The organism is Scardovia wiggsiae F0424 (genome assembly GCF_000269605.1).
GTDB lineage: Bacteria > Actinomycetota > Actinomycetes > Actinomycetales > Bifidobacteriaceae > Scardovia > Scardovia wiggsiae.
This window is the reverse complement of the sequence record NZ_AKCI01000001.1, coordinates 80,016-94,644: the sequence shown is the minus strand read 5'-3', so window position 1 is coordinate 94,644 and position 14,629 is coordinate 80,016. Positions and strand designations below refer to the sequence as shown.

The window sequence follows — 14,629 nt, the reverse complement described above, 5'->3', positions numbered from 1 at the left end:
TAATGCATGTGTCAGTAAACACGATATTTTAAGTTGTTTCTTAAGTTGTATCCATCAGTATAGCCTAACCCCCGCACTTTTTTGGAGAATCAGTGAAAAATAGCTGTGTTTTTTATACGGAACTGACAGCAAGCTGAGAAAAACCCGCCTGAATTTTATATATTTTCCAAGGTTAGCAGGCCCACCAGGGATCACGGAGAGAAGCGCAACACACTACGGCATAAAACTGCGGCAAGTATCGGAAAGCGGGCAGAATATGGCAAAACACAGGCATCGCATGACCGGGGGAAAGAAAAAGCCCCAGAATACTAATATCTTCAAGGCTTTTATATAGCTTATCGAAGTGCCCCCCCAGGGATTCGAACCCTGAACCCACGACTTAAAAGGACGCTGCTCTGCCGTTGAGCTAGAGGGGCAACAGGAAAATATTGTACATCGCACTTGCGATTTTTGCCACTATGGCGAGTTGGGCATGCCGACAATCATCGGCTCAGGCATTATTCCTGCTGTATTTGAGTAAGCCATGATCCGCTCCCTCCCAAAAAATCAAGCGCGACACGCCGGCAGCGCCCGTATCGGGACTACCAATGTTAACATCGTTAACTACATAAGTTAACACTGTAAACATCGATTGGAGGCTAGACACATGGATACAGATCCATCGGACGAAGCCATAAACCTTACAGGCGTACAGAAGTCATACGGGAGCACAAAAGTCCTGCGCGGCGTGGACCTGAAAGTCCGTCCCGGACAGATACTCGGCCTGCTGGGAAAGAACGGCGCCGGCAAATCCACACTGATCACCATTATGTGCGGGATGCTCTGCCCCGACTCGGGGCAGATCCGCATCTGCGGCAAAGACCCTTCCCGCAGGAGTATCGGACGGTATATCGGCTACGCCCCGCAGGACATCGCCGTTTATCCCCATCTTTCTGTTGAACAGAACCTCACCAGCATAGGCCGGATACAGGGGATATCCGCCGCAAAATCAGTGCAGCGGGCCCATGAGATCATCGAGGCGCTGGGGCTGGAAAACCAGACGAAGCAAAACGCAGGGAACCTGTCCGGCGGCCAGAAACGGCGGCTGCACACAGGCATGGCATTAATGCACCATCCCCGCGTTGCCTTCCTCGACGAACCTACAGTAGGTGCTGATGTCGAGGCACGCAACAGGATATTGCACATGGTCCGCTCCCTTGCGGATGAAGGCACGGCCGTCGTGTACACGTCGCATTACCTGACCGAATTTGAAAAGCTCAATGCGGCTATCGCCATCCTCAACGAAGGTACGATTGCTGCTTCAGGCACTATCCCCGACCTCATCAGCAGGTATTCGGATTCTTCGATACACGTTTCCTTCGCTTCCGGCACTCTGCCTGATGCCAGCGGATGGCGCGAAGAAGAAGGGCATCTGACAGCGGAAGGGCCGGCAGAAGATCCCGGGCGCGCCATCGCCAGGCTGCTCGCAGACCCTCAGGTTGACGATTCCGCAGTCAGCGACATCCGTATAGTCCGCCCTTCGCTGGAAAGCGTGTATCTGAATATCGTCGGTACAGAAAAAACTGCAGACGAAGAAATAAAGGAGAAATAATGAAAATCAAACGTTTTATGGCTATAGCCAGGCTCAACCTGCTGATCCAGCTGCGCGATCCCATACCTACAATCCTAATGACTATAATACCGCTGATGCTCACACCGTTCCTGATACCTTCTTCCAAAACCCTGCTTATCTCAGAAGGATATGCTTCGGCAACGGGTGCGGAACAGGTAGTTCCAGGGATGGCGGTCCTGTTCTCTTTCCTCTCTGTGCAGTTCATCGTCCAGTCATTCTTTGATGAACACACCTGGGGGACATGGCCCCGGCTCCGGTCGACCGCAGCCACACCGGCAGATATCATCATGGGGAAAACGGTAGTCATTTATCTGATCCAGGCTGTGCAGCTTATTGTAGTGCTGGCTGCGGGAAGCCTCCTGTATGGTTACCGCCCCAACGGGAGCATAGCAGCGCTTGTCATAGTGGCACTTGTATTCTCTGCAGTCCTTACCGCATTCGGAGTGGTGCTGTCCCTGTGGATCCGGTCCGAAAACACAGCACTAGCCCTGGCAAGCCTTGTCGGGATGCTGATGGCAGGGATCGGCGGCGCTATCGGCTCGACCTCAGGGTTCCCCGGCTGGGCCCGGCCTGTGTCAAAAATATCCCCTGCATACTGGGCGCTTGACGCAGTCCATAAGGTCAGCCTGGATTCGGCGGGCATAGGCGATGTTGGCGGACAGATCGGGATGCTGCTGATATTCCTTGCCGTCCTCGTAGCTGTCTGTATAATAAGATGCATTATGGGGGTAGATACCAGGAAAATGGAATAGGAGCGTAGGCATGGGCGATACAGGGGAAAGAAAGGGCAGCGATTTAAAACGCGGGCATCTGACGCGTGAAAGCATCCTCCGCGAGGCGCTCACCCTCGTTGATGAGAAAGGTTTTGATGCCCTTTCCCTCCGCACGCTCGGCAAGCGGCTCGGTGTTTCCCAGGCCGCTTTTTACCGCCATATCCCGGATAAAGCCGCTCTGCTGGATGGGGTTGCAGAAATCATCTGGCAGGAAGTTTTCGACCGATGCACATCCGCCTTGTCAGAGGAGAGCTTTACTGCCGGGAACACGGACTGGAAAACAGTTTTCAGCCTGTATGCCCATTGTCTCATGGATATCCTGCACAGCCATCCTAACGCAGTTATCCTTGTCCTGACACATCCGATGAGTACAGCGAACGAGTTCGCATCCGCGGCCCGGCTGCTGGTACAGATAGCCGATCTGGGGGTCCCCCTGCCGGGCAACGCACTCGGAATGATCAATATGGTCACTATGTACGTGGGAGGCGTTGCTGCCGCTGAAGTTGCCCCTCCTGCGGGCGGCGCCGCAAAGGACATAGACGAAGGCCTTGCCGGGATGCTCGCCGCTGCCGGCCCGCGTGAAAAGGAAACCCTTACAGATCTGCTGAAACCCATGGATACAGCCGGATGGTCCTTCTCCCACCTGTTTGAGACCGGCCTCAATGCCCTGCTGCACGGCTGGGATACAGTGTAACTTACCTAAGCTCCTGTATCAGGCCGCAAAAAGGTCGTTGAAATTCTCAGCCATCGTAGGATGGGTGAACACCTGGCTGGCGAGATACTCTGCCGGTATGTTGTTATCCATCGCCATCTTGATGAGGTTAATAAGTTCGTGTGCCTGGCTGCCGAAAAGCGTTGCGCCAAGGATGCGCCCGTCTCCCCTGCTGATAATGGCTTTGAACATTCCCCTGAGATCATTATTGACGTGCGCGCGCGGCATAGATGCAACAGGAAGCGTTTTTGTCCTGTAATCAAGCCCCTGTCCCTGCGCCTGCGCTTCGGTAAGGCCTATATGCGCCAGCGGAGGGGTAATAAATGTAGCCGTGGGGATATTCTTCCGGTCAGCAAGGCTGTACGTCTGCCCGCCCTGCCCTGCCCGGCTGAGATAAGCGTTGATTATCCGGAAATCATCAAGGGATATGTACGTAAATTGCAGACCCCCATTGACATCCCCAGCGGCAAACACTCCGGGGACAGCTGTCTGGAGGAACCTGTCAGTTTTGATCGCCCCGCTGTCAGTCAGTTCAATATCTGTAGCCTCAAGCCCGAGCCCATCAATATTAGGGCGCCGGCCGACCGCATAAAGCACTGCATCAAACGTAAAATCGCCTTTGTTGGTTGAGAGCACAGCGGCACCCCGTGAGTCTTCCACAGATGCAACAGCGGAGTCCAGTTCAAAGCGGATCCCGTCTTCCTTCATATACGAATATGCGAGATCGGCGATTTCAGGTTCAGTCCCCCTGAGGATACCGGGACCGTTAACAAACACCGTCACCTCGGTCCCAAGCTTATTGAAAATACCCGCAAACTCAAGGCCGATATGCCCTCCGCCGATGATCCCCAGCCTGCCGGGACGCGAGCTGAGGCCCTGGATCCCGGTGGAATCATAAGCATACGCGGATCCTGCCAGCCCCGGGATATCTGGTATCACAGGGACAGCGCCGGTATTGATGACGATAGCCGCAGCGGTGAGCAGCTCCGTATCTGCCCCTGCGGAGACCTCAACCACCTTGTTGGATACGAACCGCGCCCGTGCGTCAATGACGTCAGCAGTACCGGATACCGCGGCATAATTCTTCTTATTGAGCCGGGAAACCACAGCAGACCTCTGAGCCATGACCTCATCAAACCCCAGCCCCTTCTCGGCAGCAACAAGCATAGTTTTAGTCGGGATGCAGGCAATGTTGATGCACGTCCCGCCATACATCGCAGAGCTTTTTTCAATGAGGACAACCTTCTTGCCGGCCGCAGCCTGTCTGGCAGCCAATGTTTTGCCTGCTTTGCCAAACCCTATGACGATGAGGTCGTATTCACGCATAGCACAAGTACCTTTCCATGGTTTTATCAGTATCTGGTTTTATCAGTACCGGGCGAAATGCCGCAATACAGTCAACTTTCCCGGCACAGCATATATTGCAGTGTTCGCTGCCGCCGAAATTGAGGCCTGCCGTTTTAAGCCACAGGGACCCTGGTGGTAAAATACGCAGATACAAAAATGGAAATTGCAGAAAACCGGGAAAATCAAGTTTGTATCTGCGTGTTTTACCACCAGAAGGCCAGGAAGCAGACCACAGAGGTGCAGAAATATGGAGAGGGATCCTGGCCAGCACCTCTATGGACCATTGGTCGCCAAGAGCCTGCCTGGGACTATATCTTCGCAGAAGCATAAGGGCTGAGGGAACTGCTCTGTATAAATCAGGCCTTACCCGACATAAATAAAATAAAAAGCCCTTCTGGCTGTTATCCAGACAGAAGGGCCAAACGCACCATAAGAGAGTAAAACAAAGAGGGTCGGTGCGTATAATTTCTTACATCAGACTGGGGGTCTGATACTTCTATTATCCTCAATTCCCTTAAATTTTCCTGTGAATGCGGTCCCGCTGAAAACAGCCACGCATATAGCCTCCCCAGCCAGATAACGGCCAGCATCCGAAAAGAAAGAAAACACAAAACGGATAAACACGTGATCCTGATATATAGAACGTACAGCAACGGCACAATAACAGATAGCCAGCAGCAAATAGCCAACAGCCAATATGAGAAAATTATCAGGGCCCCTACATGGAAATCAGCAGGAACGCTGTATAAAGAAGCACTATTGCAGATACCGTGATCAGATGGAATTTTTTATGGATACTCAGATATCCCACAAATTCGCGCACAAAAGCATTTATGGAGAAATACAGCTTGGTACGCGCCCCATAACCAATGCAGTCCAGATGCTCATCCCTCGCCAAAAGCAGCCCGCGCAGCAAATGGTATCTGCTGGTCACCACGGCAACCCGGATCTTCGTACGGCGCCCGGCGCCTGGATCCAGCCGTTTCCCCGGGTACCTTATTGCAGCATCTTCGCTGATAAGCTTTTTGGAAAACCTGATATTCTGCTGCGTATTCCTCGACCTGTCCTCCACCAGTATGCGCGCAGGATCAACATTATGGGCTACAGCCCACTTCTGCATGGCTTCCGCCTCAGCGATATCTTCCCCCGGGCCGCGGCCGCCTGACATCACAAGTATGCTGTGCGGATTACGCTCAAATACTGCGATGCCTTTCCTGATCCTGGATTCCAGAAGCGGCGGGACCGCGCCGCCTATCACACCGCACCCCAGGATAATAATATAGTCAAGCTTATGTGTGGGGATGTTGATGCTGTTGAGCCATAAAGTAATCAGATATGAGATGACGACCATGACTACATAAAAACTGACAATTTCAAAACCGCTAAGGATAAAAGCCAGCCACCCTTTTTCAGCAAGCCAACCCCTTAACTGGGGCAGCGCAAATATCAGGGCAAAATCTGCGCCAATTGCCACGCCAAGCCCTATGGAAAGAAAATTATGCCAGTTTGCCCCTTCCCTCCGGATCAGCCTTATCCCTGAAATAATACATGTGATCCCCACAGCTGCAGGTCCAATGGATACAGCTATGACCAGTATGACGAAAAGAATTCTCACCGGGTTGATCCAGGGACTGCGGGGATCATAATTGAGAAGCACAATACTGTATACCAACAGTACTACCCCCAGTACTGATGCAGCAAAAAATCCGTAGAACGGCGTACGCCGCTCAATGAAAGACATGGCGATGAATGCTGCGATGAATGCTGCACCGATAATGCACCAGACGGTTACTGCTATGCCCATATCACCCCGTTCTGCCAGCCTGGGAAAATCTTACTTCCTGCCTTTGTCGCGGACCCCTTTGAAAGCCGACCGCAGGATCAGCGTATCCAGGGGCTCTGCAATACAGGTATTATCTATATTAAGATAATACCTTCCCGCAGGGGGGATATGCGGCGCAGATCCGGAACCCCATACCTTTCCCCCGCTTGCTACGATCTGCCATGCGCCGGACTCAATGCCGGGAATGCGCCTGCGCTCATCACTTGCATTAAAAGCAAGGACGTACGAATCATACTTCCCTGTGCTGTCAAAAAACCCCAGTGCTACAACACCTTCATCCTGCTTGAGGATGCGGGCATGTTTGGCTATCTCGCCGTAATCCGTCATGCGGAAATAAGGGCAGCTCCGACGGAAACTGATCAGTCCGCGGATATATTCTACACTGCTGCGGAATTTTTCGGCCCGCAGCCAGTCAACAGAATTGATGGTGTCCGGAGAACTGTAGCTGTTCCCGACACCGTCCTTTGTGCGCAGGAATTCCTGGCCAAGCTGGATCTCGGGGATCCCCAGCGACAGGAGCACCATCGATGTTGCAAGGTCGCAGCGCCTATGCAGCCGGAATATATCTTCCTGCGGCATACTCAGCTGCAACTTGTCAAAAAGGGTGTAATTATCATGGACTTCCACATACTGCACACGCTGGGAAGCATCACGGAAATAATGCGGCTTATAATACCCGCCCAGCATTTCGCTGGCGATAACTTTTTCAGCACCCTCACGTCCGGCAGCGAATCCCCGTGAATGGGAGTTGAATGTATCACCTTTGATCGCATCCCGCAAAGTATCATTGAAAAATGATACCCCTTCAAGTGTCCGGGCGTTACCCTGCGTAGCCTTGCGGTCCGCGGCAAGAGGCGTATTGAGGTCCCAGCCCTCCCCCAGCACGATTATGGCGGGGTCAATGCTGCTGAGGCTTTTACGGACTGCGTTCATGGTATCAATGTCGAGGTTCCCCATAAGGTCAAAACGGAAGCCGTCAAGATGGTATTCCCTGGCCCAGTAAAGCACAGAATCAACAATATACTTACGGGCCATTGCACGCTCCGATGCCACATCATTGCCGCAGCCGGTCCCGTCAGCCATAGTGCCGTCACTGTTTGTACGGAAGAAATAACCGGGTACAGTAAGACCGAAAGGATGCATATCAGCGTTGTACACATGGTTGTACACCACATCCATGATCACCCGGATCCCGGCTTCCTGGAAAGTATTGACCATTTTTTTCATCTCAACGATGCGGACGCGCGGATCAAACGGGTCACTGGAATACGAGCCTTCCGGAACATTATAATTGACCGGGTCGTAGCCCCAGTTATACTGGCTGTCAAACCTGCGGTGCTGCCGGGCTTCATCTATGCTCCCAAAATCATACATAGGGAGTATCTGGACATAGCGGATACCTTGGGATTTCAGGTAATCAAATCCTGTCGGGCTTCCATTGGGGGTCCGCGTACCGGGTTCTGCAGCGCCCAGGAATGTGCCGCGCAGGGATGGGGTCACGCCTGACGTTTCCGATATAGTGAAATCCCTGATATGCATTTCAACGATGGTGTCTTCCCGGCAAGCTGCAGAAGGTATGGATCTTACGGCACGGAGGGAGGTTTCCCGCGGATGGGACGGGAACCCGCCAGGGGCCATTGACTCCGGGGATAAGACTACAGATTTCTGCCCGTTGACAACAGCAGCACGGGCGTAGGGGTCCGGCGACAAAGTATGCCTTCCATCAAAAAACTCAAGGCTGAAGTCATATACTGTGCTGTTAAGGTCGCCATCCACGTAAGCCCGCCATACGCCGCGGCCAGTGCGGGACATTTCCACTGTTCGCGCAGGGAATGATACCGTTTCAGACGGATACAGGTTGAGCGTTACACGGTACGCCGTTGGAGCCCACAGCGCAAAAGAGGTCCCGGGCTTCTTATACGAGTAACCAAGCCGCCCATAATAAGAGAAATTATTATCGAAAGCCCTTCCGAACCTCCCCTTGACCGCCTCAGCCAAAAGCTCTGCCTGATAAGGTGTTTCTGCTGCTTCTTCGATACGGCTGATTGCCATATCATCTGCGGATACGGGCATATCTATACGCTCCATGATCTTACTGTCTCTATGAAAACCTAAACTCCAATTAAACCTATGAGTAAAACTATACGCTATACCCATGCGTTTTCAGCCCTGTGAGGAGTTTTACAGAAGCACTACAGCCTTGATACAGATTTTGCTGCGGCTGATTGCGCAGATACCGGCCTGATACCGCCCCGCGCTGCACTTGCGGCGGGGGTGAGCAAAAGCTGTTATGCTTCCCACTGGCACTGGTCCAGATCTACGCGCCATCCTTCTGCCCCGGCATTAGGCTTGCCTTCTGCAGGAGGGATAAACCGGACACCTTCATTTTCAAGCAGTTCGCGTTGTTCCTCAGGGCCGCCGAAAGCAAAGCCCGGCGCCAGGGAGCCGTCCCGGAACACTACCCTGTGGCATGGGACCACACCCTGCCGGGGATTCGCGTGGAGGGCATAACCGACAGCACGCGCATTTCTCGGCTTACCCGCCAGCGCAGCAATCTGGCCATATGTAGCAACTTTCCCGCGCGGTATCTTCATGACCTCTTTATACACGCGCTCATTAAAAACCCCGCTCATTCGCCTGCCTCACGTGTATCTGTATGGGTACCTTCAGCTGTCAGCCGGCCGATAAGCTGTGAGAAATAGGGCCAGTCATGCCTGAATGCTGAGAGGAGCCTGATATCAGGGATTTTATCAACAGGGATCCATAGGATCTCGCTGCTTTCATCATCACGGGTATAAGGCTCCACCCGGCAGCCTGGTTTTTCGCGCGCAATAACAGTGGTATAGCTCCACGGGCCATGGTCTTCGCAGTACGCGCCTATGACCTGGATATCGCCGGCCGGGATGCCTGCTTCTTCCCAGCTTTCACGGAGGGCTCCTTCTACAGCATTCTCACCGTCGGACAAAGCGCCGCCGGGGATGCCCCATGTCCCGCCTTCAGCACTCCACGCTGCACGATGCTGCATAACGATATGCGTCGGCCTGCCGGTACCGGGATCGGTACGCACAAGCATGACCCCCGCAGCGCCATTGAGCCCCCAGTGTTTGTGGCCGCACACACAGGGTATCCAGCCATCACCCGGTTGAGTAATATTATCGTCAGGGACTTCTGCAGCAGCACGCCGGTCCTGCCCGCTCAGATAATCGCGGGACCCCTGTTCCTGCGCACTCCGGCTTTTCGCCATATTCCACAGGTCCCGCCATTCCAGCCCGAGGCTGTTGACAAGCTTTTTCACGTGGGGGATGCTCAGGCCCATCACCCCGCTGGGACTTCCCTCAACGGAACTGATAAACGCCGACCCTATCCCTTCCAGAGTGAAGCATCCGGCAACTTCCAGCGGTTCCCCCGTAGCAATATAGCTGTCTATATCATCATCCGTATAATCCGCAAAATGGACGGCAGACTTGCTGACGGCGCGCTGCACTTTGCCCGTAAACAGATCAGTAACAGTGTGCCCCGTCCACAGCACACCGCCGACACCCCGCATCTGCTGAAGCCGGAGCCTTGCTGTTTCAGGGGTATGCGGCTTGCCGTAAATATCCCCGCTGATTTCAAAAAGGGAGTCTGAACCGATAATGACTGGGCCCGCGCCGTACAGGGCTGCAGAAGCAGCGAGCCCGGGATGCGCATCCAGATAGCTTTTCAGGGTTTCCCGGGTAAGCACTGAGCCGGGGGAACCGCTGCCGGAGCCTCCTGCCGCGTCCAATCCAAACGGCCTGCAGTATTCGATATCGCCCGTTGAACTGAGCACAGCAGCATGGATATTCGAATAGACCTGCGCGACGGCGAAAGCTTTGGCATCAGCGAGTATCTGCACACGCTGCGGCGCAGGTATCTGTCCCGGACCGGTCCCGAGCTCCTGCGCGGCAGTATCCAGGGCTGCGTCTTCATCAACATGGGAAACGCTGATGGCAGGACGTATCCCTGCATCAAGGAGCAGGGACCTGCGGGATGGCGACTGGGATGCAAGGATGACCGGTACAGGAATCCTTCCGGGCAGCCCTTGCCCGGGCTTCGGCACCGTATTGCTGCCGGATCCGTGCCCCATATTCTGTTTTTCCCAGGTTTCCCGGTCTTCTTTCATGCCGAAGCCTCCCAATGCTGTATCCCATACCTGATTCATGCTGTCCGGACCACTGCGCCACGTGGGGCGACGGACATCTTCTGCATACGCCAGCGGTCCTGCTGTACTGCGCTGAACCCGGTGTCAGCAATACCTTCCCCATCATCCCGGTCCAGGACAAGCACGCAGGGCCCCGCTCCTGAAATGCATGCTGCAAACCCATGGGCCCGCAATGCTTTTACAAGCCCATATGATTCCGGCATCAGCCCGCCGCGGTACTGCTGATGGAGCCGGTCCTCAGTAGCATCAAAAAGTACCTGATGCATGGACGTTCCGCAGCTGCTGCCTTCCTCCGGAGCCCCTGCACTGCGATACAATGCCCCGGTATTGGGCGCATCTGACAGTACATAAGGCAGGAGGGCTGCACGCCCAAGATTAGCCGCCGCATCAGAAAACGGGACAGAAAAGGGAAGCGCGGAACGTGCTTCTTCGGTGGACAGCTCAAAATCAGGGATAAAAACATACACAGATATCTGGCTGCTGACGGGATAGCGGACTGAATAAAACTGCCCTGTGCAGGAGCCGGTATGGGAAGCATCTTCCTGCGCCGCATCTTCGGGATCCAGGCCATAGCCCGCAAACGACCCATCCTCCGGACCGCCTGCTATGCCCGATACACCCGATACTCCGCTGCCCGCAGGCCGATCAGCAGAAGATGGGAAAGAGGTGGGGCCGTCTGCCTCCGACCCTACGGAACGGACGGACTTCCACGACAGGGTAAGCCCGCCGTAGACTGCAGGCGCAACATTATCAGGGTGCCCTTCTATGCGTGAAGCGCTGGAGAAAACGGCATCCTGCACATCCCTGTCTGCTATATCATACCCGCCAAAAGCTGCGGCAGCGCACACGCCGGAAACTATAGCCGATGCGGATGACCCCAGGCCCCGCTTCTGGGGGATACGGTTGTTGGCAGCAAGGCGGATACCCATCGGGGGGATATTAAAAGTATCGCATGACTCATAAAAAGCCCTGACCATAAGGTTATGCGAATCACGCGGAAGAGTATCAGCCCCCTCGCCGTGGATATCCACCTCAACATCAGCAGAAGGGAGAAGCTCAAAAGTCGCATCATCATAAAGGCCGAGAGCCAGGCCGGCGGAATCGAAGCCGGAACCAAGGTTTGCCGTAGTCGCGGGGACTGACACTGATACTGCGTCGAATGAAATAGCCATTATGCCTCCTCTGTCAGATACGTTCCAGATCCTCAAGCAGAGGGAAAGCCCCATCCCCCCGGCGAAAACGGTTTTCGGGCACCGGCAGTACGGGCACGTTAGAATGCAGAGGGATGGAAGGGTCAGCTTTGCCCTGGAGACGGTTGCCCGCAACAGTAACAAGATCCCCGACCACCGCAGAAGCTGTCGGGGCACCGCCGGCCCCGCGCCCATAAAACATCAGCTGCCCGGCTGCCTCTGCTTCTACCCAGACCGCATTGAAGCTCCCGCGGACGCCCGCAAGCTGGTGGCTGCCGGGCACAAGCACCGGGCGCACATATGCCCGGATACCGGCATCAGACCGCTCAGCTGCTGCCAGGAGCTTTATCACACGCCCCTTATCTGCTGCATCCCTGATATCATCCTGTGTGATGCTGCGGATCCCTGATATGTTTACATCATTCTGGGACACATACCGATGGAATGCCAGGCTGGCCATAATAGCAGCTTTTGCAGCCGAATCATACCCGTCAATATCATTCATGGGGTCAGCCTCAGCGAAACCTTTCTCCTGAGCGGACCGCAGGGCTTCATCAAAACTTACCCCCCTCACAGCCATTTCATCAAGGATGTAATTCGTTGTCCCGTTAACGATACCAAAAATTCGCTTTACCGCGTCCCCGGCAAGCGACTGCCGCAATGCCCGCACCACGGGGACGGCCCCCGCTACTGCTGCTTCGCAATACAGATCAGCATCATGCATTGCAGCAGCCGCGAACAACTTATCCCCATGCAGTGCAAGAAGGGCTTTATTCGCCGTGACTACTGATGCGCCATGGTCAAAAGCAGTGAGTATCAGACTGCGGGCGGGCTCTATCCCGCCTATCAGCTCAATAACGATATCTGCTTCGGCGCACAGCCTTTCAGCATCTGTAGTCAGAAGGCTGCGTTCAATCCACGGGAAAGCGGCCTTCTCCGGATGCCGGCAGGCGATACCCGCCAGCTCCAGATGGGCACCGATCCGCCTGTCAAGGTATTCCCCCTGCTGGATGAGGATTTTCGCAACCTGGGATCCGACAGTGCCCGCCCCTAGAAGGGCAACACGCATAACGCCGCCGCAGACGGCGCCGCGCCCTCTATCGGACCCAGATGGAAGTGCGGACGCGATTGCTGCTGCAAAAGACATAGCTGGCCTCCCGTGACTTTCAATCAGCCTTAACGGCTTAGTCCCCCTGCACAACAATATTGCGCAGGGATCCTATCCCCTCAACCGTTACAACCGTTTCATCCCCCGGCTTCACCGTCCCGGCCGCATAAGGGGTTCCTGTCATGATAACATCCCCGGGAAGCAGCGTGGAGAACCGTGATATCTCTGCGATCTGCTCGGGGATGGGACAGACCAGGTTTGCAGTAGTCCCCTCTGCTTCCGGGATTTCCCTACCGTTGAGCCTGAAAGATATATGGGCATCCGCGTAATTGATGTCTGTTTCGATCCACGGGCCGAGAGGGCATGAGGCATCAAATCCTTTCGCGCGGGTCCATGTCGGATCCTCAGCCTGGATATCAAGCAGGGTCGCATCATTGACGCAGGTGTACCCCAGCACATAAGACATGGCATCCGCAGCAGAAACATTTTTTGCGATCCGGCCTATGACAACGGCAAGCTCGGGTTCGTAATTCATACTCCGGGAAAATGCAGGAAGGACAATAGGGTCATCCGGGCCTATCACTGATGTTGCCGGTTTGGTAAAAATAACCGGAAACTGCCCAGAAGCATCGCTGCCGGCTATGTTTGCTGACGGATCCTTATAATTCTTCGCCAGGCCATATACTTTCGACGGGATCACAGGGGACAGCAGCCGTATGCCGTCACCATCGGCAGCAAACCGCCGTCCCGTAGGCGAAACCGGCTGTGCACCCAGGGGATATCCGTCAAGTTCGACAAGATAATCTTTGCCGTCATTATCGTCTTTCTGGACAAAAGCGTAAGACACTGTATCATCATGGTTAAAACGCGCGATCCTCATGGTTACAGGATAGCCGGAGCGCACGAACGCAAGTGCCGGCTGATATATATGGACTGATATTCGTTTATAATTCTATACTTTATTTATATTTACTTATATGCGCGCTTGCCAAAAATAGCTGTCCCAAGCCGGACAACAGTTGCACCGGCAGCTATGGCAAGCTGATAATCACCGCTCATACCCATTGACAGCTGCGTACACGTTTCCGTACCCTCACTGCCGGAGGCAGCAACTGCGTCACGCAAAGCCCTGAGCCGTTCATATCCTCTGCTGACCTGGGCTCTGTCATCAACATGGGCGCCTACAGCCATAAGCCCGACAAGGGTAAGCCCCGGAAGCCCTGCGATCTCTCCAGCGATATCCTGTGCCCGCTCAGGTGCACACCCTGATTTTGATGATTCACCTGACACATTGACTTCAAGGAAAATATCCAGATGCTTCTGTGCCGCCACTGCCCGGGTCGAGAGTTTTCCGGCAAGCTTTGCAGAATCAACCGACTCTACCGTATCTACATAGGGAAGTATTTTATTGATCTTATTGCTTTGCAGCTGGCCGATAAGATGGAAAGGGACCGCGATCCCCCGGCGGCTGAATTCTTCCGCCAGGATACCGCCTACAGCTACCGCTTCCTGCGGTCGGTTTTCACCTATCATGGGCACGCCCGCATCCACAGCAGCCATGATTTCCCCAACATCGCGCGTTTTTACCGCCGCCAGGAGCCGGACAGCGCCTTCCGGCCGGCCGGACTGCTGCTCAGCGGCCGCAATAGTGTCGAGTACCCTGCGGACGTTATCTATGATCTGACGCCTGCGTTCAGCCGGGATATCACGGTTCGTCAGGTCTTTGCGGTCCATGTATGCGGTCATAGTATTTACCTTACTGCCAGCCGGCGCCTTTCTTCAGCCCTGATCCTGCCTGCCCTTCCTTCCAAAAGGGATGGCTGCGCAAACAGGGCATCCGAGGCCAGGCGACTGGCCCTTA

The 14,629-nt window shown here is 54.5% G+C and carries 13 protein-coding genes and 1 tRNA gene; 4 read left to right on the top strand and 10 right to left on the bottom strand.

Annotated elements, in window-relative coordinates; translation table 11 throughout:
• Positions 1-344: 344 nt before the first annotated feature.
• A tRNA-Lys gene (locus HMPREF9156_RS0100450) sits at positions 345-416 on the bottom strand.
• 230 nt (positions 417-646) lie between these two features.
• On the opposite strand from HMPREF9156_RS0100450, the gene HMPREF9156_RS0100445 reads away from it, so the two are divergent.
• From HMPREF9156_RS0100445 to HMPREF9156_RS0100435, 3 genes are read left to right on the top strand one after another with little or no spacing between them, the layout of a single operon-like run.
• Positions 647-1,591 (top strand): ABC transporter ATP-binding protein, encoded by a 945-nt coding sequence (locus HMPREF9156_RS0100445; protein WP_007148272.1) that lies wholly within the window; start codon positions 647-649, stop codon positions 1,589-1,591.
• Entirely contained in the window at positions 1,591-2,364 is a 774-nt protein-coding gene (locus HMPREF9156_RS0100440) for an ABC transporter permease (protein WP_007148271.1), read from the top strand. Before HMPREF9156_RS0100445 ends, HMPREF9156_RS0100440 begins: the two co-directional genes overlap by 1 nt.
• Positions 2,365-2,374: 10 nt before the next feature.
• Positions 2,375-3,079 (top strand): TetR/AcrR family transcriptional regulator, encoded by a 705-nt coding sequence (locus HMPREF9156_RS0100435; RefSeq protein WP_007148270.1) that lies wholly within the window; start codon positions 2,375-2,377, stop codon positions 3,077-3,079.
• Between the two features lie 18 nt (positions 3,080-3,097).
• Here the strand turns inward: HMPREF9156_RS0100435 and HMPREF9156_RS0100430 are convergent, their stop codons facing one another.
• Positions 3,098-4,423 carry an FAD-containing oxidoreductase gene (locus tag HMPREF9156_RS0100430; RefSeq protein ID WP_007148269.1) on the bottom strand — a complete coding sequence of 442 codons (1,326 nt, stop codon included), beginning with the start codon at positions 4,421-4,423 and terminating at the stop codon, positions 3,098-3,100.
• Between the two features lie 177 nt (positions 4,424-4,600).
• On the opposite strand from HMPREF9156_RS0100430, the gene HMPREF9156_RS07140 reads away from it, so the two are divergent.
• Positions 4,601-4,774, top strand: a complete 174-nt coding sequence (locus tag HMPREF9156_RS07140) for a hypothetical protein (RefSeq protein WP_155998894.1) — start codon at positions 4,601-4,603, stop codon at positions 4,772-4,774.
• Between the two features lie 388 nt (positions 4,775-5,162).
• Here HMPREF9156_RS07140 and HMPREF9156_RS0100415 read toward each other — a convergent pair whose 3' ends face one another.
• From HMPREF9156_RS0100415 to HMPREF9156_RS0100375, 8 genes are all read right to left on the bottom strand, one after another.
• A complete protein-coding gene (locus HMPREF9156_RS0100415; protein WP_007148268.1) occupies positions 5,163-6,248 on the bottom strand; it encodes a YdcF family protein in 1,086 nt (361 codons plus the stop codon).
• Positions 6,249-6,278: 30 nt separating this feature from the next.
• Positions 6,279-8,375, bottom strand: coding sequence for a type I pullulanase (pulA, locus tag HMPREF9156_RS0100410; RefSeq protein ID WP_017147340.1), 2,097 nt, complete (start codon positions 8,373-8,375; stop codon positions 6,279-6,281).
• A 200-nt stretch (positions 8,376-8,575) separates the two neighbouring features.
• Positions 8,576-8,920 carry an MGMT family protein gene (locus tag HMPREF9156_RS0100400; protein WP_007148266.1) on the bottom strand — a complete coding sequence of 115 codons (345 nt, stop codon included), beginning with the start codon at positions 8,918-8,920 and terminating at the stop codon, positions 8,576-8,578.
• Positions 8,917-10,335: a Maf family protein gene (locus tag HMPREF9156_RS06785; protein WP_050958437.1), complete on the bottom strand. Its 1,419-nt coding sequence runs from the start codon at positions 10,333-10,335 to the stop codon at positions 8,917-8,919. The genes HMPREF9156_RS0100400 and HMPREF9156_RS06785 overlap by 4 nt, the downstream gene beginning before the upstream one ends.
• A 131-nt stretch (positions 10,336-10,466) precedes the next feature.
• Entirely contained in the window at positions 10,467-11,642 is a 1,176-nt protein-coding gene (locus tag HMPREF9156_RS0100390; protein WP_007148264.1) for a homoserine kinase, read from the bottom strand.
• A gap of 13 nt (positions 11,643-11,655) precedes the next feature.
• Positions 11,656-12,807 carry a homoserine dehydrogenase gene (locus HMPREF9156_RS06780; protein WP_007148263.1) on the bottom strand — a complete coding sequence of 384 codons (1,152 nt, stop codon included), beginning with the start codon at positions 12,805-12,807 and terminating at the stop codon, positions 11,656-11,658.
• A gap of 37 nt (positions 12,808-12,844) precedes the next feature.
• Positions 12,845-13,648, bottom strand: coding sequence for a fumarylacetoacetate hydrolase family protein (locus tag HMPREF9156_RS0100380; protein WP_017147337.1), 804 nt, complete (start codon positions 13,646-13,648; stop codon positions 12,845-12,847).
• 89 nt (positions 13,649-13,737) lie between these two features.
• A complete protein-coding gene (locus tag HMPREF9156_RS0100375; protein WP_007148261.1) occupies positions 13,738-14,514 on the bottom strand; it encodes a YggS family pyridoxal phosphate-dependent enzyme in 777 nt (258 codons plus the stop codon).
• Positions 14,515-14,629: the final 115 nt, after the last annotated feature.

Excerpts from the sequence above, each read along its gene's own strand:
- HMPREF9156_RS0100445 (WP_007148272.1), top strand. The coding sequence starts at position 647 with ATGGATACAGATCCATCGGACGAAGCCATAAACCTTACAGGCGTACAG.
- HMPREF9156_RS0100440 (WP_007148271.1), top strand. The coding sequence starts at position 1,591 with ATGAAAATCAAACGTTTTATGGCTATAGCCAGGCTCAACCTGCTGATC.
- HMPREF9156_RS0100435 (WP_007148270.1), top strand. The coding sequence starts at position 2,375 with ATGGGCGATACAGGGGAAAGAAAGGGCAGCGATTTAAAACGCGGGCAT.
- HMPREF9156_RS0100430 (WP_007148269.1), bottom strand. The coding sequence starts at position 4,423 with ATGCGTGAATACGACCTCATCGTCATAGGGTTTGGCAAAGCAGGCAAA.
- HMPREF9156_RS07140 (WP_155998894.1), top strand. The coding sequence starts at position 4,601 with ATGGAAATTGCAGAAAACCGGGAAAATCAAGTTTGTATCTGCGTGTTT.
- HMPREF9156_RS0100415 (WP_007148268.1), bottom strand. The coding sequence starts at position 6,248 with ATGGGCATAGCAGTAACCGTCTGGTGCATTATCGGTGCAGCATTCATC.
- pulA (WP_017147340.1), bottom strand. The coding sequence starts at position 8,375 with ATGGAGCGTATAGATATGCCCGTATCCGCAGATGATATGGCAATCAGC.
- HMPREF9156_RS0100400 (WP_007148266.1), bottom strand. The coding sequence starts at position 8,920 with ATGAGCGGGGTTTTTAATGAGCGCGTGTATAAAGAGGTCATGAAGATA.
- HMPREF9156_RS0100390 (WP_007148264.1), bottom strand. The coding sequence starts at position 11,642 with ATGGCTATTTCATTCGACGCAGTATCAGTGTCAGTCCCCGCGACTACG.
- HMPREF9156_RS06780 (WP_007148263.1), bottom strand. The coding sequence starts at position 12,807 with ATGTCTTTTGCAGCAGCAATCGCGTCCGCACTTCCATCTGGGTCCGAT.
- HMPREF9156_RS0100380 (WP_017147337.1), bottom strand. The coding sequence starts at position 13,648 with ATGAGGATCGCGCGTTTTAACCATGATGATACAGTGTCTTACGCTTTT.
- HMPREF9156_RS0100375 (WP_007148261.1), bottom strand. The coding sequence starts at position 14,514 with ATGACCGCATACATGGACCGCAAAGACCTGACGAACCGTGATATCCCG.